The 20,576-nt window shown below is 72.5% G+C and carries 20 protein-coding genes; 11 read left to right on the top strand and 9 right to left on the bottom strand.

The genetic code is table 11. From position 1 onward, the window contains the following. The first annotated feature begins 26 nt into the window (after window positions 1-26). From IH48_RS0101000 to IH48_RS0101010, 3 genes are all read left to right on the top strand, one after another. Window positions 27-1,523: an MDR family MFS transporter gene (locus IH48_RS0101000; protein WP_051838922.1), complete on the top strand. Its 1,497-nt coding sequence runs from the start codon at window positions 27-29 to the stop codon at window positions 1,521-1,523. 102 nt (window positions 1,524-1,625) lie between these two features. Continuing rightward, window positions 1,626-2,033, top strand: a complete 408-nt coding sequence (locus IH48_RS0101005) for an SsgA family sporulation/cell division regulator (RefSeq protein WP_030897737.1) — start codon at window positions 1,626-1,628, stop codon at window positions 2,031-2,033. A gap of 109 nt (window positions 2,034-2,142) precedes the next feature. Next, on the top strand, window positions 2,143-5,841 hold the full coding sequence (locus IH48_RS0101010; protein WP_030897739.1) for a S41 family peptidase: 3,699 nt from the start codon (window positions 2,143-2,145) through the stop codon (window positions 5,839-5,841). Between the two features lie 165 nt (window positions 5,842-6,006). On the opposite strand, the gene IH48_RS0101015 is transcribed toward IH48_RS0101010, so the two are convergent. The 5 genes from IH48_RS0101015 to IH48_RS0101035 all read right to left on the bottom strand — a co-directional run bounded on the left by IH48_RS0101015 (window position 6,007) and on the right by IH48_RS0101035 (window position 10,251). Further along, a complete protein-coding gene (locus tag IH48_RS0101015) occupies window positions 6,007-6,216 on the bottom strand; it encodes a hypothetical protein (protein ID WP_030897742.1) in 210 nt (69 codons plus the stop codon). Window positions 6,217-6,303: 87 nt separating this feature from the next. Next, window positions 6,304-7,218 carry an SDR family oxidoreductase gene (locus tag IH48_RS0101020; protein WP_234434071.1) on the bottom strand — a complete coding sequence of 305 codons (915 nt, stop codon included), beginning with the start codon at window positions 7,216-7,218 and terminating at the stop codon, window positions 6,304-6,306. Next, window positions 7,215-8,141 carry an alpha/beta fold hydrolase gene (locus IH48_RS0101025; protein WP_030897746.1) on the bottom strand — a complete coding sequence of 309 codons (927 nt, stop codon included), beginning with the start codon at window positions 8,139-8,141 and terminating at the stop codon, window positions 7,215-7,217. Before IH48_RS0101025 ends, IH48_RS0101020 begins: the two co-directional genes overlap by 4 nt. Further along, window positions 8,138-9,697 carry a flavin-containing monooxygenase gene (locus IH48_RS0101030; protein ID WP_030897749.1) on the bottom strand — a complete coding sequence of 520 codons (1,560 nt, stop codon included), beginning with the start codon at window positions 9,695-9,697 and terminating at the stop codon, window positions 8,138-8,140. The genes IH48_RS0101025 and IH48_RS0101030 overlap by 4 nt, the downstream gene beginning before the upstream one ends. A gap of 167 nt (window positions 9,698-9,864) precedes the next feature. After that, window positions 9,865-10,251, bottom strand: a complete 387-nt coding sequence (locus tag IH48_RS0101035; protein ID WP_030897752.1) for a winged helix-turn-helix transcriptional regulator — start codon at window positions 10,249-10,251, stop codon at window positions 9,865-9,867. Between the two features lie 90 nt (window positions 10,252-10,341). Here IH48_RS0101035 and IH48_RS0101040 point away from each other — a divergent pair, with 90 nt between their 5' ends. From IH48_RS0101040 to IH48_RS0101055, 4 genes are all read left to right on the top strand, one after another. Then, the gene (locus tag IH48_RS0101040; protein ID WP_030897755.1) at window positions 10,342-10,989 is read left to right on the top strand and encodes an NAD(P)-dependent oxidoreductase; all 648 of its coding nucleotides are present in this window, start codon (window positions 10,342-10,344) and stop codon (window positions 10,987-10,989) included. 134 nt (window positions 10,990-11,123) lie between these two features. Further along, window positions 11,124-12,356 carry a DUF3500 domain-containing protein gene (locus IH48_RS0101045; RefSeq protein ID WP_051838924.1) on the top strand — a complete coding sequence of 411 codons (1,233 nt, stop codon included), beginning with the start codon at window positions 11,124-11,126 and terminating at the stop codon, window positions 12,354-12,356. Window positions 12,357-12,430: 74 nt separating this feature from the next. Continuing rightward, window positions 12,431-13,144, top strand: a complete 714-nt coding sequence (locus IH48_RS0101050) for a MerR family transcriptional regulator (protein ID WP_078849380.1) — start codon at window positions 12,431-12,433, stop codon at window positions 13,142-13,144. A gap of 57 nt (window positions 13,145-13,201) precedes the next feature. Continuing rightward, window positions 13,202-14,257: an MsnO8 family LLM class oxidoreductase gene (locus IH48_RS0101055; protein ID WP_030897762.1), complete on the top strand. Its 1,056-nt coding sequence runs from the start codon at window positions 13,202-13,204 to the stop codon at window positions 14,255-14,257. On the opposite strand, the gene IH48_RS0101060 is transcribed toward IH48_RS0101055, so the two are convergent. The 4 genes from IH48_RS0101060 to IH48_RS0101075 all read right to left on the bottom strand — a co-directional run bounded on the left by IH48_RS0101060 (window position 14,244) and on the right by IH48_RS0101075 (window position 16,866). Continuing rightward, window positions 14,244-15,014, bottom strand: coding sequence for a GNAT family N-acetyltransferase (locus IH48_RS0101060; RefSeq protein WP_030897764.1), 771 nt, complete (start codon window positions 15,012-15,014; stop codon window positions 14,244-14,246). The two genes, IH48_RS0101055 and IH48_RS0101060, sit on opposite strands and share 14 nt — an antisense overlap. Window positions 15,015-15,023: 9 nt before the next feature. Continuing rightward, complete coding sequence (locus IH48_RS0101065; protein WP_030897767.1) at window positions 15,024-15,824, bottom strand: exodeoxyribonuclease III; 801 nt, start codon at window positions 15,822-15,824, stop codon at window positions 15,024-15,026. 100 nt (window positions 15,825-15,924) lie between these two features. Then, window positions 15,925-16,332 carry a rodlin gene (locus tag IH48_RS0101070; protein ID WP_030897768.1) on the bottom strand — a complete coding sequence of 136 codons (408 nt, stop codon included), beginning with the start codon at window positions 16,330-16,332 and terminating at the stop codon, window positions 15,925-15,927. A 123-nt stretch (window positions 16,333-16,455) separates the two neighbouring features. Beyond that, a complete protein-coding gene (locus IH48_RS0101075) occupies window positions 16,456-16,866 on the bottom strand; it encodes a rodlin (protein WP_030897771.1) in 411 nt (136 codons plus the stop codon). Window positions 16,867-17,099: 233 nt separating this feature from the next. On the opposite strand from IH48_RS0101075, the gene IH48_RS0101080 reads away from it, so the two are divergent. From IH48_RS0101080 to IH48_RS0101095, 4 genes are all read left to right on the top strand, one after another. Further along, window positions 17,100-17,510 (top strand): rodlin, encoded by a 411-nt coding sequence (locus IH48_RS0101080; protein ID WP_030897774.1) that lies wholly within the window; start codon window positions 17,100-17,102, stop codon window positions 17,508-17,510. Window positions 17,511-17,776: 266 nt separating this feature from the next. Further along, window positions 17,777-18,013: a chaplin gene (locus IH48_RS0101085; RefSeq protein ID WP_030897777.1), complete on the top strand. Its 237-nt coding sequence runs from the start codon at window positions 17,777-17,779 to the stop codon at window positions 18,011-18,013. 124 nt (window positions 18,014-18,137) lie between these two features. Then, window positions 18,138-19,103 (top strand): chaplin, encoded by a 966-nt coding sequence (locus IH48_RS37435; RefSeq protein WP_030897779.1) that lies wholly within the window; start codon window positions 18,138-18,140, stop codon window positions 19,101-19,103. Between the two features lie 257 nt (window positions 19,104-19,360). Beyond that, window positions 19,361-20,572, top strand: a complete 1,212-nt coding sequence (locus tag IH48_RS0101095) for a glycoside hydrolase family 26 protein (RefSeq protein ID WP_051838928.1) — start codon at window positions 19,361-19,363, stop codon at window positions 20,570-20,572. Window positions 20,573-20,576 lie beyond the last annotated feature (4 nt).

Genomic DNA, 20,576 nt, shown 5'->3' on the forward strand with positions numbered 1-20,576 from the left:
TTATCGAGTCTGCTTTTCTGTGCGCCATGACGGAACCCAAGAACGTGCGAACGGCGCTGCTCGGTGTCATGCTCGCCATGCTCCTGTCCATGCTCGACAACACGATCGTCGGAACCGCGATGCCGACGGTGGTGCGCGACCTCGGCGGCCTCGACCACATCGCCTGGGTCGTCACCGCGTACACCCTGGCCACCGCCGCCTCGACGCCCGTCTGGGGCAAGTGCGGCGACCTCTACGGGCGCAAGCACACCTACCTCGCGGCCGTGGCGCTGTTCGTCATCGGCTCCGGGCTCTCCGGGGCCGCCGATTCCATGTCCGAGCTGATCTCCTTCCGCGTCATCCAGGGACTCGGCGCCGGCGGCATCGGCGCGGGCGCGTTCGCCCTGATCGGCGCGCTCGTGCCGCCCCGCGAGCGGGGCCGCTACCAGGGCATGACGGCGTCGGTGATGGCCCTCGGCACCATCGGCGGCCCGCTGGTCGGCGGCTTCGTCACCGGCCACGCGGGCTGGCGCTGGGCGTTCCTGCTGAACCTGCCGCTCGGCGCGGTCGCCCTCGTCTGGTGCGCCGTGACGCTTCACCTGCCGGCGCCCGACCCGCGCGTCCAAGCGCGGCCGGGACACGTGTCCGCCCGCCTGGACTGGCCGGGCGTCGCATCGCTGACGGCCGCCGTCTGCGCGTTCGTCCTCGCCGCCGACCGGGCCGGCACCACCTGCGCCTGGACCTCCTGGCAGGTCATCGGGCTCCTCGTGGCCGCCGCGGCCTGCCTCGCCGCGTTCGTCGTCCGGCAGCGGCGCGCCGAGGAGCCGCTCATGCCGCCACGGATCTTCACCGGCCACCGGAACTTCGCGCTGGCCTCGGGACTGATCCTCGCCACCGGCGTCGTGATGTTCGGGTGCTCCCTCTACCTGCCGCTCTACCAGCAGACGGTGCAGGGCGCGTCCGCGTCGGGATCAGGCCTCCTGCTGCTGCCGATGCTGGCCCCCGTGGTCGTCGTGTCGCAGATCGGCGGGCGCGTCATGTCGGCGACCGGCCGCTACAAGGCGTTCCCCGTGACGGGCGCCGCGTGCATGGCGGTGGGCATGTTCCTGCTCTCCACGATGGACGCGCACACGTCCAGGGCCACGACGGCGTGGTTCATGGTGCTGGTGGGCGTGGGCATCGGGTGCCAGATGCAGATGGTGAGCACCATCGCCCAGAACAGCGTGGAGCCGCGCGACCTGGGCGCCGCGTCGGCCGCCTCCAACCTCTTCCGCACGGCGGGCGGTTCGCTGGGCGTCGCGGTGTTCGGCGGGCTCTTCGCCCGGGCGACGGGCGGCGCCGACACGGGGGCCGCGCCCGGCGCCGTCGCCGACGCGACCCACGTGATCTTCCTCGCGGGCTCCGTGGTGTGCGCGGCGGCGTTCGTCGCGGCGCTGTGCGTGCAGGAGGTCCCGCTCCGCGGCAGGCCGGCCGTCCCCGGCGCCGCCCCGTCCCCGGCGCCGTCCCCGTCCGCATCACCGTCCGCGCCGGAGGCGGGCCGCTGATCCACCGATCCGGGAATGCGAGATTTCAGGTTGTTTGTACCATTGAGAGGTGCTTTGGGAGTCCGGGTCACCACCACCGGACGTCGTTCTGAGGAGTCGCCGATGTCACCCGTGGTCGAGCAGTCCGCCAAAGCCCGCCTGATAAGCGACGCCCCGCATCCCCGTACCGTCTCCGTGCTGCTGCGCTACGACGGCTCCGACCCCCTCGCCGTGCGCATCGTCTTCCCGCCCGAGGTCTCGCTCGACGACAGCGAGGTCGTGTGGGTCTTCGCCCGTGAGCTGGTCGAGGTGGGCCTGCGCGAGCCCGCCGGCGACGGTGACGTCCATGTCTGGCCCTGCGGCCGGGCGCAGACGGTCTTCGAGTTCAGCGCACCCGAAGGCGTCGCGCTCGTCCAGTTCGACAACGCGTCGCTGCGGCGCTTCCTGCGGAGTTCGTTCGCCGTCGTCCCGGCGGGCCAGGAGGCCGACCACCTCGAAGTGGAGCAGCACATCGGCAGCCTCATCGTCTGAGCGGGGCGGGCGCGAGGTGCGGCGGCCGGTGCACGCCGGCGCTCGAACAGATGCGAAGAAGTCGCCATCACGAGTTGCCCGCGGCACCGCCCGCGGAAAGCATTGGACCGTGAGTGACGACGCCGCGTATCTCCGCTTCCCGCATCTGCACGAGGACTTGGTCTGCTTCGCCGCCGAGGACGACATCTGGGTGGCCCCCGTCGTGCCCGAGGGCGCACGGCCGGGGCGCGCCTGGCGGGTGACCGCGGACCGGCTCAGGGTGGGGCACCCACGGTTCTCCCCCGACGGCCGGTCCATCGCCTACACGAACTGGCGCAGCCTCGATCCGGAGATCCATCTGGCCCCCGTCGAGGGCGGGCCGTCGCGCCGCCTGACCTACTGGGGATCGACCGACACGCGGGTCTGCGGCTGGAGCGCCCCCGAGCCGACCGACCCCGCGGCCACCCCGCACATCCTCGCCGTGTCCTCGCACGGCCAGCCCTTCTCGTACTACTCGTGGGCCTACGGCGTCCCCACCGACGGCTCCCCCGGCGGCAAGCTGCCGTGGGGCCCGGTCTCCGACATCGCCGTCGGCGACATCGGCGGCGAGCACAGGACTCTGCTGCTCACGGGGAAGCCGCCGCACGAGCCGGCCGACTGGAAGCGGTACCGCGGCGGCGCCACCGGCCGCCTCTGGCTGCACGGCGAGCGGCTGCTGGCCGACCTGGACGGCCACCTCGACTGCCCGATGTTCGTCGGCGGCCGCATCGCCTTCCTCTCCGACCACGAGGGGGTCGGCAACCTCTACTCCTGCCTGCCCGACGGCACGGGCCTGCGGCGCCACACCGACCACGACGCGTTCTACGCCAGGCATGCGTCGTCCGACGGACGCCGGGTCGTCTACCAGTGCGCGGGCGACGTGTGGATGGTCGACGGGCTGGCCGCCGACTCGCGCCCGAGGAGGCTGGACGTGCGCCTCGGCGGGCCGCGCACGGGCCGCCGCTCGTACCAGATCCCGGCGGCCGCGCACCTCGGGGCGATCTCCGTCGACACCACCGGCAGGGCGAGCGCCGTCTCCGTACGCGGCAGCCTCTACTGGCTGACGCACCGGGACGGCCCGGCGCGCGCGATCGCCGACACGCCGGGTGTGCGGGTACGGCTGCCCGCGATGCTCGGCAGCGGCGGACGCGTGGCGTACGTCACGGACGCGGAGGGGGACGACGCCGTCGAGATCGCGTACCTGCCGCGCGCGAGCGGGTACCGGGCGCCGCGCAGGCTGGCGGCGGGGCTGCTCGGGCGGGTCCACGAGATGGAGCCGGACCCGGAGGGCGGGCGGGTCGCCCTGTCGACCCACGACGGGCGGCTGCTCCTCCTCGACGTGACGGAGGACGCGGCCGTCGGGCCCGGCGGTGCCGTGCCCACCGCCGGACCGGACGCGGAGGCGGACGCCCCGGACGCGGGCTCCCCGGCCCCGCACACGGCGGACTCCGGCGCGACCGACGCGGACGCGGGCCCCCCGGCCCCGGACGCAGCGGACCGGGACGCACCGGACCCGGACACGGCGGACGCGAACACGGCGGGCACGCAACCAGGCGCCACCGACCCGGACTCGGGCCCCCCGGCCCCGCACACGGCGGACTCCGGCGCGACCGACGCGGACGCGGGCCCCCCGGCCCCGGACGCGGCGGGCGCGGAGCCCGGCGCGACGGGCATGCCTCCGTCCGACCCGGACGGGCTCGCGCGGGCGCGGCGCGCCGCCGGGGTCACCGAGGTCGTGCGCTCCCTCAACGGCCCCGTCACCGACCTGGCCTTCTCCCCCGACGGCGACTGGATCACCTGGTCCCAGCCCACCGTCGGCCGGTCCCTGCGCCAGATCAGGATGGCGCGTATCGGCGGAATGGGCGCACACACCGTCGTGGACGTCACCGACGGCCGCTTCGAGGACGAGAACCCCGTCTTCACCAGCGACGGCCGCTACCTCGCCTTCCTCTCCTGGCGCGGCTTCGACCCGGTGTACGACGTGCACACCGGCGACCTGTCCTTTCCGCTGGGCTGCCGCCCCTACCTGGTGCCGCTGTCGTCCACGACCCCGTCCCCGTTCGCCCTCTCGCCCGAGGGGCGGCCCGCGGCGGGCGGCCTCGATCCCCTCGACGACGAGGCGGAGGGCGGCGCGGTCATCGTCGAGGTGGAGGGTCTCGCGAGCCGGGTCACACCGTTCCCCGTCGCCGCGTCCAAGTACTCCTCGCTCCACCCCGTCAGCGGCGGCGGTCTGGTCTGGCTGCGCTGGCCGATCTCCGGCGCGCTCGGTGAGACGTTCGTCAACCCGGCCGACACGTCGGGGCGTCCCACGCTCGAACACTTCGACATCGCGAAGGCACGCAGGAGTGAACTCGTCGACCATCTCGACTGGTTCGCGCCGAGCGGGGACGGGACGCGGCTGGTGGTCGTGGACGACGGGGAGCTGCGCGTCATGTCCGCCACCGACGCGAACGACAGTGACGGCTCCGCCTACCTCGACCTTCGGCGCATCCTGCACGAGGCGGACCCGGAGGCCGAGTGGCGCCAGGCGTTCGACGAGGCGGGCCGCATCGTGCGCGCGTACTTCTGGGACCCGGGGATGAGCGGCATCGACTGGGACGCGGTGCTCGACCAGTACCGGCCGCTGGTCGAACGGGTCGCCTCCCCCGACGAGTTCGCGGACCTGCTGCGCGAGGCCCTCGGCGAGCTGGGCACCTCGCACGCGTACGTGTCGCCCGCGCGGCGCGACGAGGGACCGCCGCACTACCAGCGGCCCATGGGACTGCTCGGCGCCAACCTGGTGTGCAGGGACGGGGGTTGGATGGTGAAGCGGATCCTGCCGGGCGACTCGTCGGACTCCAGGGCCCGTTCGCCGCTCGCGGGTACGGGCATCCGCGAGGGCGCCGTCCTCACCCACGTCGACGGGCGCCCGGTGGACCCGGTCGCGGGCCCCGGCCCGCTGCTGTCCGCGGCGGGCGGCACGACCGTGGAGCTGACGTTCCGCACGGCCGCGCCCGCCGGAACGGAGCACACCGGCGCCGAGGCGCCCGACGCCGGTGCCGGGCGCGAGCGGCCCGCGCGCCGCGTCGCCGTCGTACCGCTCATCGACGAACGCCCCCTGCGCTACCAGGACTGGGTCACCAAGCGCCGCGAGGTCGTGCGCGAGCTCAGCGACGGCCGGTGCGGCTATCTCCACATCCCGGACATGCAGGGCTCCGGCTGGGCGCAGTTCAACCGCGACCTGCGCAGGGAGATGTCACGCCCGGCACTGATCGTGGACGTGCGGGGCAACGCGGGCGGCAACATCAGCGAACTGGTGGTGGAGAAGCTGAGCCGCCGGATCATCGGCTGGGACCTCACCCGCAACGCGCAGCCCGTCTCCTACGCGTCGAACGCCCCGCGCGGGCCGGTCGTCGCGATCGCCGACGAGGCGACCTCGTCGGACGGCGACATGATCACGGCGGCGTTCCGGCTGCTCGGACTCGGGCCGGTCGTCGGGCAGCGCACCTGGGGCGGGGTGGTCGGCATGACCGGCAGGCACCGCCTGGGTGAGGGCACGGTGATCACCGTGCCGATGAACGCGGCCTGGTTCGACGACTACGGCTGGTCCGTGGAGAACCACGGCGTCGAGCCGGACATCGAGGCGCTGCGCACCCCGCTCGACTGGGCGGAGGGCCGGTACGCGCAGCTCGACGACGCGGTGTGGGTGGCGCTCGACCTGCTGGCCGCGAAGCCGGCCGCGCAGCCGCCCGGCTACCAGGCGGTGCCCGATCGCAGGCGCCCGCCGCTGCCGCCCCGCCCGGAGCGGTAGGAGCACCGTGCCGTAGCGGCCCGGTGCGCGACAGCGAGCCGGCTGATCCACCCGCTGCCGCCCGGCAGACCGTAGGCCCCGCGCACGTGCGCGGGGGCCGCACCCGGCGTCCCGGATGCGGCCCCCGCGTCTGCCGCGGCTGCGGCGGCTGCGTGGCGTCCGCCGTCAGCCGTCGAAGCGGTCGTCGTACTCGTCGCGGGCGTCGTCCATACGGCCCTCCGCCTGGTCGCGGCCGTGCTTCATGCGGTCCTCGGCCTGGCCCTGGCCCTTCTGGGCGCGGTCGGACGACTTGTCCGCGTCCTTGCCGCCCATGCGCTTGCCGGCCTCGTCCTTCATGCGCTCGGCCTTGTCCTGGAACTGGTCCTTCATGCCCATCGAACTCACTCCTGGAAGGGGTGTGGGGGTCACCCCCGACCGGGGGCCCGACCAGAGTTGCACGGGCCGGCAGCGGGCGCATTTCGATCAGTGACGCTGCGTGCGCCCCGCCTCGTCGGCCTCGCCGCCGGCGCCCACGAGGCCCCGGCCGACGTTCGCGAGCCGGGGTTCCATGCGGCGGATCTCGCGCTTGCCGGCCGTCGCCAGCAGGCCGGGCAGGTACCCGCGTACGCCCTGCATCCCGCGCAGCCACCACTGCCCGTACACGTGCGGAGCCCGGCGTTCGATGCCGGCGACGATACGGTCCACGGCGGGGCCGAGCGGGTAGGTGAGGTTCGAGGGCCACGGCAGCTTCTGCCGCATCTCGCGCATCACCTCGTCACGGTCGGCGCCGCGCACCATGTCGGTGTCCGTCCACGACAGGTAGGCGACGCCCACGCCCACGCCCCGGTGCCCGACCTCGCACCGCAGCCCGTGCGCGAACGCCTCGACGCCCGACTTGGACGCGCAGTAAGCGGTCATCATCGGCGCCGGGGCGATCGCGGCGAGCGAGGCGATCTGCAGGAAGTAGCCTCGGCTCGCCAGCAGCGCCGGCAGGAACGCGCGCCCCGTGTTGGCGCCGCCGATGAGGTTGACCTCGATCACGCGCCGCCAGGTCTCCGGGTCGCTCTGCACGAACGGACCGCCGCTCGCGACACCGGCGTTGGCGACGACGATGTCGACGCGGCCGAACCGCTGCGAGACCTCGCGCGCGACCCGGCCCATGGCCTCGTGGTCGGTGACGTCCGCGTACCAGTGGGCGCTCTCGCCGTGCAGCCGCTCCCCGACCTGCTTGAGTTGCTCCTCCTCAAGACCGACCAGCGCCACCGTGGCGCCGCGCGCCGACAGCTTGCGGGCGATCAGTTCGCCCACACCGCGCGCCGCGCCCGTGACCACCGCGACCTTTCCCTGGAGCACGGGCCGTGCGGGCCGTCCGGGCCGCTGTCCTGCCATGCCGCTCATCCGACGTCCTCCTTCGTGCCGATCGCCGTCACGTCGTTGCCTACCCGCCGCAGGTGCGCCGCGGCCAGTTCGCGCAGCGCCGCGTTGACGCGTTCCGGGGCCTCGACGGGGGTCATGTGCCCGGCCCCCGCCACGGTGATCAGCTCGGCGCAGTCCGGCAGTTCGGCCGCCAGCCGGCGCGCGTGCACCGGTGGCGTGAGCCGGTCGGCGTCGCCGACGAGGACGACGGTGGGCACGTCGAGCTCCCGCACCCCGAACTCCAGGTCGAGCGAGTCGAGCACCTGCGACCAGGCGACGCGTGACGCGCGCGGGCAGGCGTGCACGATCTCCACGCACTCCCGTACCCGGCCCTTCGGGGTGGCGGGCCCCATCGTCCCGTACTGCAGGGCGCGTACGGACAGCGGTGTGACGGGGCCGAGCGGTGCGCGCGCGCCGAGGATGCGCCGGGTGATGCCGGTGCGTATCCGCCCGGCGCGCATCGGCACCACCAGCGACTCCGCGACCAGCCGCGACGCCCCGGTGCTGCACAGCAGGACGGCGGCCGCGTGCTCGCGGAACGCGGGGCGCGCCGAGGCGGCCATCATCGTCATGCCGCCCATGGAGTGCCCGGCGAGCACGGCCTGTTCGCCGGGTGCGAGGGTCGCGTCGAGCACCGCCTCCAGGTCGTCGGCGAGCGCCTGAGTGGAGTACCCGTCGGCCGCGGCGAGCGGGGTGGCGCCGTGGCCGCGCTGGTCGTAGGCGATGACGCGGTGGTCGGCGGCGAGGTCGGCGATCTGCGCGGCCCAGAAGCGGATGGAGCAGGTCCAGCCGTGCGAGAGGACGACGGGCGGCGCGTCGTCGGCTCCGTACACCTCGACGTGGATGCGCGAACCGTCGGCGGAGACGGCGTCGAGCGTGCGGGCGGGGGTGGGCAGCGCGGTCACCGTACGGCCTCCTTCGCGGCCGGCGCGTGGGCCGGGGCGGGCGCGGCAGCCGGCTCCTGCCTGACGATGTCGTACTCGGCGGGGTCGACGCGCAGGGTCGCCCGCCTGAACTCGGCGGTCGTGCCGGGCCAGATGGTGGTGTTGCGGCCCGATGAGTCCATGTACCAGCTGGTGCAGCCGCCGGTGTTCCACACCGTGCGTGCCATCCGGTCCTGCACGTGGTCGTTCCAGGCGCGCACGGCGCCGGGGCGCGCGTCGAGCGCGGCGCGGCGCCCCTTGCCGCCGCGGTCGAGGGAGCCGAGCTTGCGCAGGTAGTCGGCCAGGTAGTCGAGTTGCGCCTCGATCATGAGGATCATCGAGGAGTTGCCGAGCCCGGTGTTGGGCCCGATGATCGTCATCCAGTTGGGGAAGCCGTCGACGGTCGCGCCGCGCAGCGACCGCATGCCGCTGCCGCGCCACGTCTCGGCGAGCGTGCGGCCGGCCGCGCCGGTGACGCGCTCGGCGATGGGCATGTCCGTGACGTGGAAGCCGGTGCCGAGGACGATCGCGTCGACCTCGGCCGTCGACCCGTCCGCGCCGACGAGTTCGCTGCCGCGCACCTCGGCGAGCCCGGAGGTGACGACGTCGACGTTGGGCCGCGCGAGCGCCGGGTAGTACGTGTTGGACAGCAGGATGCGCTTGCAGCCGATGCGGTACGAGGGCGTCAGCCGGGCCCGCAGGTCCGGGTCGCCGATGGCCTTGGCGAGGTGGCGCCTTGCGATGGCCTCCACGACGCCGAGTTCGCCCGGGTGCCGGGTGAAGGCCTGGACCTGGAGCTCCCTGATGGTCCACAGCCCGCGCCTGCGCAGTGCGCCCGTCGCGGGCACGGCGCGGTGCGCCGCGCGCTCGAAGCGTGTGATGTCACGGTCGTGCCTCGGCATCACCCAGGGGGGCGTGCGCTGGAAGAGGGTGAGGTGCCCCACCTCGGGCTGGATCGCCGGCACGACCTGGATGGCGGAGGCGCCCGTGCCGATGACGGCGACGCGCTTGCCGCGCAGGTCCACGTCGTGGTCCCAGCGCGCCGTGTGGAAGACGGGTCCGGGGAAGTCAGCGAGCCCCGGGATGTCCGGCGTCTTCGGGTCGGACAGCGGCCCGCCCGCCGAGACGACGACATCGGCGGTGTACGTGGTGGGGCCCGGGCCCCGGCCGCCGGTCTCGACGACCCAGTGCAGCTCCGCCGTGTCCCACCGCGCCGAGAGGACCTCGCGGCCCAGCCGCAGGTGAGACCCGATGCCGAAGGTGTCGACGACGTCCTCCAGGTACGCCCTGATGTAGGGCTGCCCCGAGAAGGTGCGCGGCCAGTCGGGGTTGGGCGCGAACGAGAACGAGTAGAGGTGCGACGGCACGTCGCAGGCGCACCCCGGGTATTCGTTGTCGCGCCAGGTGCCGCCGACGGAGTCGGCGCGCTCCAGCACGACGAAGTCGGTGATCCCCTCGCGCCGCAGCCGCACTGCCGCGCCGATCCCGGCGAACCCGGACCCGATCACGGCGACGCGCACGTGCTTGTGCTGTCCCATTCTCTCCTCCCAACCGCGCCAGCAATCACTGGCACGATTGGGAGGGTAGAGCACACCCGTACCGATGGGTAGGGGTCGCGCACTACAGAGTTACCGACGGTATCCACAAACTGCCCACACGGGGGGGCAGCTCTTGAGCACGTAGCGGCGCTCCTTACGGGCGGGGATCATTTGCTGCGGTCGTATGCCTCCTGCGATGCCGACACGTCGCCGAGGTGCGCGATCGACCACTGCTGGAGCGCCCGGAGCGGTTCCAGAAGTGTCGTACCGGCGTCGGTGAGCGCGTAGTCGACGCGCACCGGTACTTGCGGATGGACGGTGCGGCGCACGAGCCCGTCGCGCTCGAGTCCCCGCAGGGTCTGGGTCAGCATCTTCTGCGAGACGCCCTCGATACGCCGCCGAAGCTCCGAGAAGCGGGCGTCGCCTTCCCCCAGGACGCCGATGACCAGGACCGTCCAGCGGTCGCCTATGCGGTCGAGGATGCGGCGCGTCGCACAGTCGGATTGGTACGGGTCGCCGCCCGGCGCGGCGGCCGCCTGCTCGGTGGTTACCAAAAAGTGCCTTCTTTCGATGGGGTACCTACTCCCTTACGGTAACCACTGCGGCCCGAGCGTGGCCGTGCAACCCGGAAAGCAGGTAATCCCATGTCCCGCATCACCGTTGTCGGCGGCTCCGGCTACGCAGGATCCGCCATCGTCGCGGAAGCGGCGTCCCGTGGTCACGAGGTCACCGCGTTCAGCCGCTCACTACCCGCTGAACCCGTCGAGGGCGTGCACTACGTCCAGGGTGATGCCACGCGGGAAGCAGCGCTGGCATCCGTCATCTCCGGCGCCGAGGTCGTGGTCGGCGCGCTCGCTCCACGGGGCGGGCTCGCCGGCTCGTTCCGTGATGTGTACCGCGCGATCGCGCGCCTCACAGACGCGGAGGGCGTTCCGCTCTTCGTCGTCGGTGGCTTCTCGTCGCTGCGACCGGCGGCGGGAGCCCCGCGCTTCGTCGAGGACCTCAGCCACGCCCCGGCGGAGTTCCACGATGAACTCGTCACCGTGTCGGCGCTCGTCACCGACGATCTGCCCGCCACCCCCGAGACGCTCGACTGGGTGTTTGTGAGCCCGGCGGGCAAGTTCGGGTCATTCGCGCCCGGCGAGCGGCTGGGCGAGTACCGCGTCGGGAACGACGTCGCCCTCCAGCCCGAGGGTGGCGGTGCCATCTCGGGCCCGGACTACGCACTCGGTTTCGTCGACCTGATCGAGAAGCGGGACCACCACCGGGATCACGTCAACCTGGCGTACTGAGCCGACGCCAACGGCGCGGTCTCCCAGTCGCCCGGATCAATCAACCGGTGGGCAGAACCAGATCGAGGCACTGCCCACCGCTGCCGTGCGACGCCCACCCCACTTCCCACCGAGTGAACCAAGTCGGGACATCCATGGCCGCACAGCGCTTCCCCCTGCCCTCCGCGAAGGGCACCCTGCCGATCGCCGACTCCCACCTGTTCACCGACCTGATTCCCCCGGAGGCCGCGTCCGAAGTGACTGCCGTCTTCCGCAGGCACCTGGAGCCGTACGTCGGCGTCACGGACGACGGCACGGTACGGCAGGGCCTGTACCACCTCGACGATGCCGCGACACCGCCCAAGGCCGCCGTCACGGCGGCCGAGACGTACCTCGCAGGGCTGATGCCCCACCAGAGAGCGGTCGGAAACCTGCCGATGAACGCGACCGAATGGCGTTTGTGGACCAACGCCATCCCCACCTGGCATCCCAAGGGCATGCGGCTGGAGCGGCTGGCCCGGGCAGACCGCGATCGTGCGCTCGCCGTGGTCGAGGCGAGCCTGAGCCCGGCCGGCTACGCCGGGGTACGGGCGGCCATGGCGCTCAACGCGAACCTGGGCGAACTCATCGACGACTACCGGGACACCCTCACCGAGTTCGCCTACTGGTTCACCGTCTTCGGCACGCCCTCCGCCACCTCCCCCTGGGGCTGGCAGCTGATGGGCCACCACGTGGATCTGCACTGCGTGTTCGTGGCCGGGAACACGGTGCTCTCCCCGGTGTTCCTCGGCGCCGAACCCACGACCGGGACCGGGCGGTTCGCGGGCGTCCAAGCGCTCCGAGACGAGACCGAGACGGCGCTGGCCTTCCGCCGTACCCTGGACGCGGACCGCGCCGGGGAATTCCTCCTGGGGCCGTCGCTGCGCGCGGCGGACCTACCGCCGGAGCTGGCGGATCCGTACACCGGGCGGCTCCGTACGGGCGCGGGCAGGGACAACCTCGTGCTGCCGCCCGAGGGGATCGTGGCGGCGAGCCTCCCGGCGGATCAGCTCGACGGCCTGCTCGACCTGATACGGGTCTACCTCGACCGTCTGCCGCCGGCTCGAGCCGCACGAGACCTGGCGCTGATCCGCGAACACCTCGACCGGACGCACTTCGCCTGGCGAGGCGGCCACGATGACGAAAGCGCTTTCTACTACCGCATCCACTCGCCTGTCGTGCTGATCGAGTACGACAACCACCCCGGGGTCTTCCTCGCGAACCCCGAACCGGCCCGGTATCACGTCCACACCATCGTGCGGGCTCCGAACGGCAACGACTACGGGCACGACCTTCTGGCCCAGCACTACCGGCTGCACCACGGGGCGGGCGGCGAGCGCGGCCGATGACCACGTCCGCCAGGCCGAGAAGCCCGCGCCCGCTCATACGATCAGCCTGAGGGACACGGCATAGGCTGGCCCGTATGCCAGGCGATCAGCGAAGCCCCCGTGAACCGTGCGACGACGGGCGGAGCGGGACAGGCGGCACGCGCGAGTACCGCGTGGAGGAGCTTGCGGAAGCGGCCCGCCTGCCCGTGCGTACCGTGCGCTACTACCGGGAACGCGGACTGCTCCCCCCACCGCGCCGCGAGGGCCGCATCGGCTGGTACGACGAGCACCACCTGGCACGGCTGCGCACCATCGCGGCTCTGCTCGAACGCGGCCACACGCTCAACGGGATCGCCGACCTGGCGACGGCCCTGGAGAGCGGCCGGGAGATCAGCGACGTACTCGGCGTCGCCGCGCCGACGGAGGAGACGCTGGTGCGCCTGACGCCCGAGGAGCTGGCCGACTACTTCGAGTCGGAGGCCACGCCGGAGAACCTCTCCCAGGCCCTCGCGATCGGCTACCTCGCAACGGACGGCGACAACCTCGTCCACATGAGCCGCCGCCTGCTGGACGCCTCGTCGGCCCTGGTCCACCGGGGCGTCCCGCTCTCCGCCGTGCTGGCGGCCGGGCGCGAGGTGCGCGCGCACGCCGACGCCCTGGCGGCCCTGTTCGCGGGCCTGCTCCGCACGTACACGCCGGACACCGCACCCGGCGAACTGCGCCCGCTCGCCAGCAGTGTGGTGGAGGCGGAGCTGTCGCTGGCACTCGACCACCACCTCGCGGCCGGCGAGGACGCCGCGGCCTCCTGAGTCCGCGCGCCGGGAGGCCCGGGAAACATCGGCACCGGCCGCGATGTTGGCAGGGGTGTGAACACCGATACCGCCCGCCCCGCCCCGTCGACGCGGATCCCGTTCTCCGTCCTCGACCGCTCCCGCACGCGCGAGGGCCAGGACGCCGGGCGGGCGCTGCGGGACACGGTGGACTTCGCGCGCGAGGCCGAAGCGCTCGGCTACCACCGCTTCTGGGTCTCGGAACACCACAGCGTGCCGGGCGTCGCCGGGTCCGCGCCGACCGTACTCGCGGCGGCGGTGGCCGCGTCCACGACGACGATCCGCGTCGGCACCGGCGGTGTGATGCTGCCGAACCACCGGCCGATGGTGGTCGCGGAGCAGTTCGGCGTGCTGGAGTCCCTCTTCCCCGGCCGCATCGACATGGGCCTCGGCCGGTCCGTCGGCTTCACGGAGGGCATCCGCAAGGCGCTCGGCCACGGCAAGGCGGACGCAGACGACTTCCCCGGACTGCTGGAGGAGCTGCTGGGCTGGATGACCGGCGAGCAGGCACGCTACCCGCAGGTGCACGCCAGGCCCGCCGAGGGGCTGCGCGTCCCGGCGTTCGTCCTCGCCACCGGGCGCGGCGCGGAGGTCGCGGCGCGGGCGGGTGCGCCGCTGGTGATCGCGGCGGTACGGGGAGAGGAGGCGATGCTCCGCTCCATCGACGCCTACCGTGCGCGGTTCAGGCCCTCGGCCTGGGGCACCCGCCCCCATGTCATCGTCTCGGGCACCATCGCGATCGCCGCCACCACCGAGGAGGCGCGCCGCATCCTCGTTCCGGAGGCGTGGTCGACGGCGTACTCCCGCACGCGGGGCGACTTCCCCCCGTTGAGGCCGGCGGACGACATCGGCCCCGGCACCATGACGGCCCGGCAGCGCGAGCTGTTCGACGAGGCCATGAGCGGCCACCTGTACGGCACGTCCGAGGAGGTCGGCCCCGCGCTCGCCGGGCTGCTGGCACGCACCGGCGCCGACGAGTTCCTCGTCACCACGAGCACGTACGACCGGGCGGCGCTGTACGACTCGTACCGCCGCCTTGCGAAACTCCGCGGCCTGGCCGCGTCGCCGTCCGCCTCCGTCAGGGAGCGGTGATCACCGTGACGTCCTCCCGGGCACGGAAGCCGCACGACTCGTAGACGGATTCGCCCATCCTGCTCGATGAGAGGTAGGCGGTGGTGGCGCCGGCGGCGTAGCCGGCACGGACCATCTCCAGGGTGACGGCGCGCCCGTAGCCCCGCCGCCGGTAGGACGGGAGTGTCGCCACGTTGAAGATGCCCGTCAGCCCGCCCGACACGGCCGCCATGCCCGTGCCCACCGGCACACCGTCGAGCTCCGCCAGGTAGAACGTCAGTCCGTCGATCGTGTCCAGGGACGGTCCTGTGAGGACCCGGAAGATCTCGCGCGGCACCTCGAAGCCGTCCGCGACGGTCCTGCCGTACAGGCCGAACTCGTCGACCGGCACCGCACGTATGCGCAGCGAGTCGACCGCGGGAACCGCCGGCAGCCCCTGCTCGGGGCCTCTCACCATGAGCGGTTCAGGGGTGGACCGCGTAAGCCCGTAACCCGCCGCCACCTCGGCGACGTCCGGCCCGGGCACCCCGCGTACGTGAATGCTCCAGGGCACGTCCCACGGGCTCTCGGCAGCCGCCAGCGACGCGATCTCGTCCGCGTTCGGCTCCGGGCTGGGACTGATGATGGCGTTCAGCGTGGCGACGGGCGCCCCTGATATGGCCAGCACCGTCCCGTCCCGGCCCCGCCGGACACGCCCGGTGGTGACGGCGGCGAGTTGCTCGAACACGGTGGCGTACGCGGTTGCGACAGGGCCCAGCGGATCATCTACCCGTTTCATGGGCCGATCCTAGAGACCGCCCTCGAACACGGCCGTGACGGGAGCGTGGTCGCTCCACCGTTCGTCGTGGCTCGCGGCACGTTCCACGTGGGCCTTCACCGCGCGGGCCGCGATGCCGGGTGACGCGCAGATCAGGTCGATGCGCCAGCCCGCGTCGTTGTCGAAGGCGCGGCCCCGGTACGACCACCACGAGTACGGGCCCTCCTGGTCCGGGTGGAGCGCGCGGACCACGTCCACGTACCCCGCCTCGTAGACGCCCGACAGCCAGGCGCGTTCCTCGGGCAGGAAGCCGGAGTTCTTCCGGTTGTTCCGCCAGTTCTTGAGGTCGGCCTCGCGGTGGGCGATGTTCCAGTCGCCGCAGACCAGCACCTCGCGACCGTCCGCCGCCGCCCGCTCGCGCAGGTCGGCGAGGTAGGTGCCGAACTCCTCCATGAAGCGCGTCTTCTCCTCCTGGCGCTCCGTGCCCACCTCGCCCGACGGCAGGTACAGGCTGGCGACCGTCACGCCCGGCAGGTCGATCTCCGCGTACCGGCCGCTCGCGTCGAACTCCCCGCTGCCGAAGCCGATCCGCATCCGGTCGGGTTCGCGGCGCGAGTAGAGCGAGACGCCCGCCCTGCCCTTCGCCGCGGCCGGCGCGTGCAGCGTGTGCCAACCCTCGGGGGCCCTGACGTGCTCAGGCAGCTGCCCGGGCTCGGCCCGCACCTCCTGGAGGCACACCACATCTGCGTCAGTCTGCGCGAGCCACTCGGTGAAGCCCTTCTTCGCCGCGGCGCGCAGACCGTTCACGTTCACGGAGGTCACGGTCAGCACCCGAGCACACTACACACGGCGTACCGGACCCACGGCATGCGAGAGGGCCCGGCCCGCGGCATGCGCGGAGCCGGACCCTGCTGCTTGGCTGCCTGGGGTGTCAGTGGTTGCCCACACCGTTCGCCGACAGGACCGGGATCTGGTCCAGGATGTGCGACAGCGGCTCGTCGCCCTTGGCCTGGGTGGAGTTCTCGGTGCACTGCTGGTTCTGCGGGTTGGACAGGACGTCGATGTCCTGGACCGCGACCGGCACGACGCCGACGAGCGAGCCGACGTTGGCCTTGGCCGGCAGGCCGATGCAGGGCTTGTTCAGCGAACCCTGGACCAGGCTCAGCTGGGGGCTCATGTCACCCTGGGTCGAGGAGTTGCCGAAGGCCTGCTCCGCGCCGTTGCCGCTTGCGGAAGTCGTGCCGCCGCTGTTGCCCGTGGCCATGGCCGGAGCGGCCGCGGCGGCCGTGCCGCCGACGATCGAGACGGCGACGGCAGCGGTTGCCCACAGCTTCTTCATGTCAATACCTTTCCGGAAAGTCGGATTTCCATCGGAGGAATCCGTTTCGTACAACTCGGCCGTGCGGGGTTTGGTTGCGGCCAGTCCCCCGTATGGCCCACGCGATGGGTCGGGGCCGACGGCTCAGTGGTTGGCCGTGCCGTTGGAGGACAGCACCGGGATGCGGTCGAGGATGTGCGACAGCGCCTCGTCACCCTTGGTCTGCGTCGAGTTCTCGGTGCACTGCTGGTTCTGCGGGCTCGACAGGACGTCGATGTCCTGGACCGAGATCGGCACGAGGCCGACGAGCGAACCGACATTGCCCTTGAGCGGCAGGCCGACGCAGGGCTTGTTCAGCGAACCCTGGATGAGCGCGATCTGCGGGCTCATGTTGCCGTAGGTGGCGGAGTTGCCGTAGTACTGCGCGGCGCCGTTGCCACTGAGCGAGGTGGTGCCGTGGCTGTCGCCCGCGGCCATCGCCTGCGGAGCGAGCGCGGCGGACGCGCCGACGACGGAGGCCGCGACGGCGGCGCCCGCCACAATCTTCTTGATCACGATGAGTCCCCTTCTGGTGGATCGCCCAGACCCTGGACAGTCCAGACTCGCGGGCCCCCTGAGCAACTGCCGACCCGGTGTTTGGTTCCGTGCATTCACTCCAATGGCCCAGCGGTCCATTTCATGTGACGCGGCAAGCCGAACGGGTGAAGAAACGGAACCAACAGGGAGGTCCACTGTTGTTACAGGGCGCACCCCTTCGCATTTCTGAGAAAAGGAAACAGCCAACCGTGATCAAGAAGATGATGGCCGGCGCCGCGATCGCCGCCTCCGTGGTCGGCGCCTCCGCCGCGCTCGCTCCCCAGGCGATGGCCGTCGGCAACAACCAGGGCACCACCTCGGCCAGCGGCAACGGAGCGAAGGAGGCGTTCGGCAACGCCTCGACCAAGGGCGACGAGTCCCTGCAGGGCGCCCTCGTGCAGGGCTCGCTCAACAACCTCTGCGTGGGCGCCCCGGTCAAGGCCAACGTCGGCTCCCTGGTGGGCCTGCTCGTGCCCGTCGCGGTGCAGGACGTCGACGTCCTGTCCAACCCGCAGAACCAGCAGTGCGCCGACAACTCCACCCAGGCCAAGGGCGACGAGGACCTCTCGCACCTCGTCGACCAGGTCCCGGTCCTGTCCGGCAACGGCGCGGCCAACGGCTGACGGCCGGCGACCGGCGCGGCGCCGCGCGCGGCGGCCCGGACACCCTCCGGGCCGTCGCGCGTTTTCGCGCCCGGTCACACGCGGAAAACGAAAACCCGTGACGCGGCAATCGGGTGAACGGAAGGCAAGTGATAAAGCGGAGTAGTTTCCTCGCCACTTTCCGATCGTTGGAGTTCCCGCAGCGGCTGCACGGGCGAAGGAAAAAACCGAAGCCCGCGGACCACGAGAGTCGTGCGGACGCGTTCCCGCTGCGGAAAGGGCTCAACATGAAGTGCATGAAGGCCGCCTCGGTCGCCGCCGGGCTGCTCATGGCGGTCGGCGCCGCGGCCCCCGCGATGGCCGACGCCGGTGCCGGTGCCCTCGCCGCCGGCTCCCCGGGCGTGCTGTCCGGCAATGTGGTCCAGATCCCCATCCACATTCCTGTGAACGCCTGCGGCAACTCCATCGACATCATCGCGCTGCTGAACCCCGCGTTCGGCAACACCTGCGTCAACGCCGACTGACGTTCTTCCCTCGCGGGACCCCGCGCGCGTCCGACCGTGCGCGGGGTCCCGGCCCCGGCCGCACGGCGCGGCACACTCGGCGGCCCGCGCCGCCGGACCCTGTCAGCAGGAGAGAAAAGACCAGATGCGAGACCTCATCAGCAAAGGGCTGCTCACGGCCGCGGCCGCGACGAGCGTGCTGTCCCTCGGCGGCGGATACGCGTACGCGTCGGACGCGCAGGGAGCAGCCGCCGGCTCCCCCGGGGTGCTGTCCGGCAACGACGTGCAGGTGCCGGTGGAGATCCCGGTGAACGCCTGCGGGAACACCGTCGACCCGATCGGCGTGCTCAACCCCGCGTTCGGCAACACCTGCGCCAACGTGCACGCCCGCCACGACTACCACCCGGCGTACCAGGGCGGCCATGACGCCCGGGGCGACCACGCCTCGCACGCCGCCGGGCCGGGCTCGGACCGCGCCGCGGCCCCGCAGCCGCACACGCTGCCGGCACCCGCGCACAAGCCCATGCCGCGCCCCGACACGCACGGCATTCCGGGGCCCGAGGCCGCGCCGCAGCAGCACACGCGGCCCCAGGAGCACGCCGACCACCACGCGCACCAGGCCACGCACCATCGGCCCACCGGCGCCACGGCGGGCGACGAGCACGCGGCATCGGGCGGCGGCGCGCAGGCGTCCGGGGTCGCGCAGGGCTCCCCCGGGCTGCTGTCGGGCAACCTGACGCAGGCCCCGCTGGACATCCCGGTCAATGCCTGCGGCAACAGCGTCGACGTGGTCGGCCTGCTCAACCCGGTGTTCGGCAACAGCTGCGCCAACGCGCCCGCCCCGGCGCACGTCCCCACGCCGCCGCACCACGAGGCGCAGCCGCCGGCGCCCCACAACGACACACCGCCCGTCCCGGCCGTGCACCACCCGGCACCCGAACACCCGGCGGTTCCCGCCGCGTTCGTGCCGCAGGCACCGCACGTCGAGCAGCTCGCGCACACCGGCGCGGACTCGCACCTGCTCGCGGCCGCGGCGATGAGCGCGGGACTGATGCTCGGCGGCGGCATCCTCTACCGCCGCAGCACCGCGGCGGCACGCGCCCGCCGCTGACCGGTCCTCAGCGCCCTTCCATCCCGGCAGGCAAGGCCGGGAGAGTCCGCCCGGCTCTCCCGGCCTTCGCCGCGTCCGGACACGCTTGCCGGCGGGGCAGGCCGTTTCCGATGACCCATCAGAGGGAGGAATTGCACGAACGGACTACTTGCACGCTGGACCACCGTCCCGTTCGGCGCAATAGAAATACTTTTGTGAGTGCGTGGCCACGGACCGCACACGGCCACGGGAAACGATCCCGCAGCCGAGGAGCACTCATGGCCACTTCGCATCGCCGACTCGCCGTCACCTGCACGGGTACCGTCCTGGCCGCCTTCCTCGCGGCGGCCGCCGCCGTGCCCGCCCCCGGGTTCGCGAGCGAGCGGGGCGGGACGGGCGGCACGGGGACGAGTGGTGCGGCGAAACCGCCGCCCGCCGCGAACCCGGCGTTCGGCACGTTCACCGATTCGGGCGCGCGGGGCGTGCAGGCCATCGCCCGTACCCAGCAGTGGCTCGGCGGCACCGACCTGCGGGTGGGCCACACCTATCTGCCAGGCGGTTCGTGGTCGGACATCGAGGGGCAGGTGGACTTCCTGCAGCCCTGGGCCCAGTGGAAGCAGGCGCGCGCGGGGCGGCTGTTCGTCCTCAACGTGCCGATGCTGGACGACAACGAGGGGCACGTGCCCGACGACCAGGTGCGCGCCGAACTGCGCCAGGGCGCGGCCGGGCAGTTCGACGCCCACTACAAGACGCTCGCGCAGCGCCTCGTGGACATCGGCGTGCCGGACACGGTGATCGTGCTGGGCTGGGAGATGAACGGCACCACGTACACCGGCAGGTGCGGCCCCGACCCGGCGTCGTGGAAGGCGTACTGGAAGCGGATCGTCGGCGCGATGCGGTCGGTGCCGGGGCAGAAGTTCCGCTTCGACTTCGCGCCGAGCCGCGGCCGGGACGCCGTGCCCTGGACCCAGTGCTACCCGGGCGACCACGTCGTGGACATCGTCGGCATGGACTCCTACGACCAGCCCCCCGGCAGCACGTTCGAGCAGGAGGTGAAGCAGCCCTACGGGCTGCAGGACCACGTCGACTTCGCGGCCGCGCACGGCAAGCCGATCTCGTACCCGGAGTGGGGGCTGTTCCGCAACGGCGACAACCCCGCGTACATGCGGGCGATGCTCAAGTGGATCGACACCTACAAGCCCGTCTACAACACGCTGACCGACTACTGCCCGCACGGCGTGTGGCAGTGCAAACGGAACCCGCAGTCGGCGCAGGTCTTCAGGGACGCGCTGTACGGGCGCGGCGAGCACCCCGTCCGGCCGCCCTCGCGGCCCACAGGACCACCCGCAGAACCGACGAAGCCGACCGAGCCGACGAAGCCGCCCACCGGTGGACGGGACTGCACGCCGCTGTCGCTCGGCGACTGGCTCGACTCGTGGTTCGGCGGCTCCGTGTGCATCCCGATGAGCTGGTGGCAGAAGTGGTACTGACCGC

This window comes from Streptomyces sp. NRRL F-5126 (genome assembly GCF_000721265.1).
In the GTDB taxonomy this organism is placed as follows: Bacteria; Actinomycetota; Actinomycetes; order Streptomycetales; family Streptomycetaceae; genus Streptomyces.

Coding starts and splice junctions, on each gene's coding strand:
- IH48_RS0101000 (WP_051838922.1), top strand. CDS start 27: ATGACGGAACCCAAGAACGTGCGAACGGCGCTGCTCGGTGTCATGCTC.
- IH48_RS0101005 (WP_030897737.1), top strand. CDS start 1,626: ATGTCACCCGTGGTCGAGCAGTCCGCCAAAGCCCGCCTGATAAGCGAC.
- IH48_RS0101015 (WP_030897742.1), bottom strand. CDS start 6,216: ATGGGCATGAAGGACCAGTTCCAGGACAAGGCCGAGCGCATGAAGGAC.
- IH48_RS0101020 (WP_234434071.1), bottom strand. CDS start 7,218: ATGAGCGGCATGGCAGGACAGCGGCCCGGACGGCCCGCACGGCCCGTG.
- IH48_RS0101030 (WP_030897749.1), bottom strand. CDS start 9,697: ATGGGACAGCACAAGCACGTGCGCGTCGCCGTGATCGGGTCCGGGTTC.
- IH48_RS0101040 (WP_030897755.1), top strand. CDS start 10,342: ATGTCCCGCATCACCGTTGTCGGCGGCTCCGGCTACGCAGGATCCGCC.
- IH48_RS0101045 (WP_051838924.1), top strand. CDS start 11,124: ATGGCCGCACAGCGCTTCCCCCTGCCCTCCGCGAAGGGCACCCTGCCG.
- IH48_RS0101050 (WP_078849380.1), top strand. CDS start 12,431: ATGCCAGGCGATCAGCGAAGCCCCCGTGAACCGTGCGACGACGGGCGG.
- IH48_RS0101060 (WP_030897764.1), bottom strand. CDS start 15,014: ATGAAACGGGTAGATGATCCGCTGGGCCCTGTCGCAACCGCGTACGCC.
- IH48_RS0101070 (WP_030897768.1), bottom strand. CDS start 16,332: ATGAAGAAGCTGTGGGCAACCGCTGCCGTCGCCGTCTCGATCGTCGGC.
- IH48_RS0101085 (WP_030897777.1), top strand. CDS start 17,777: ATGAAGTGCATGAAGGCCGCCTCGGTCGCCGCCGGGCTGCTCATGGCG.
- IH48_RS37435 (WP_030897779.1), top strand. CDS start 18,138: ATGCGAGACCTCATCAGCAAAGGGCTGCTCACGGCCGCGGCCGCGACG.
- IH48_RS0101095 (WP_051838928.1), top strand. CDS start 19,361: ATGGCCACTTCGCATCGCCGACTCGCCGTCACCTGCACGGGTACCGTC.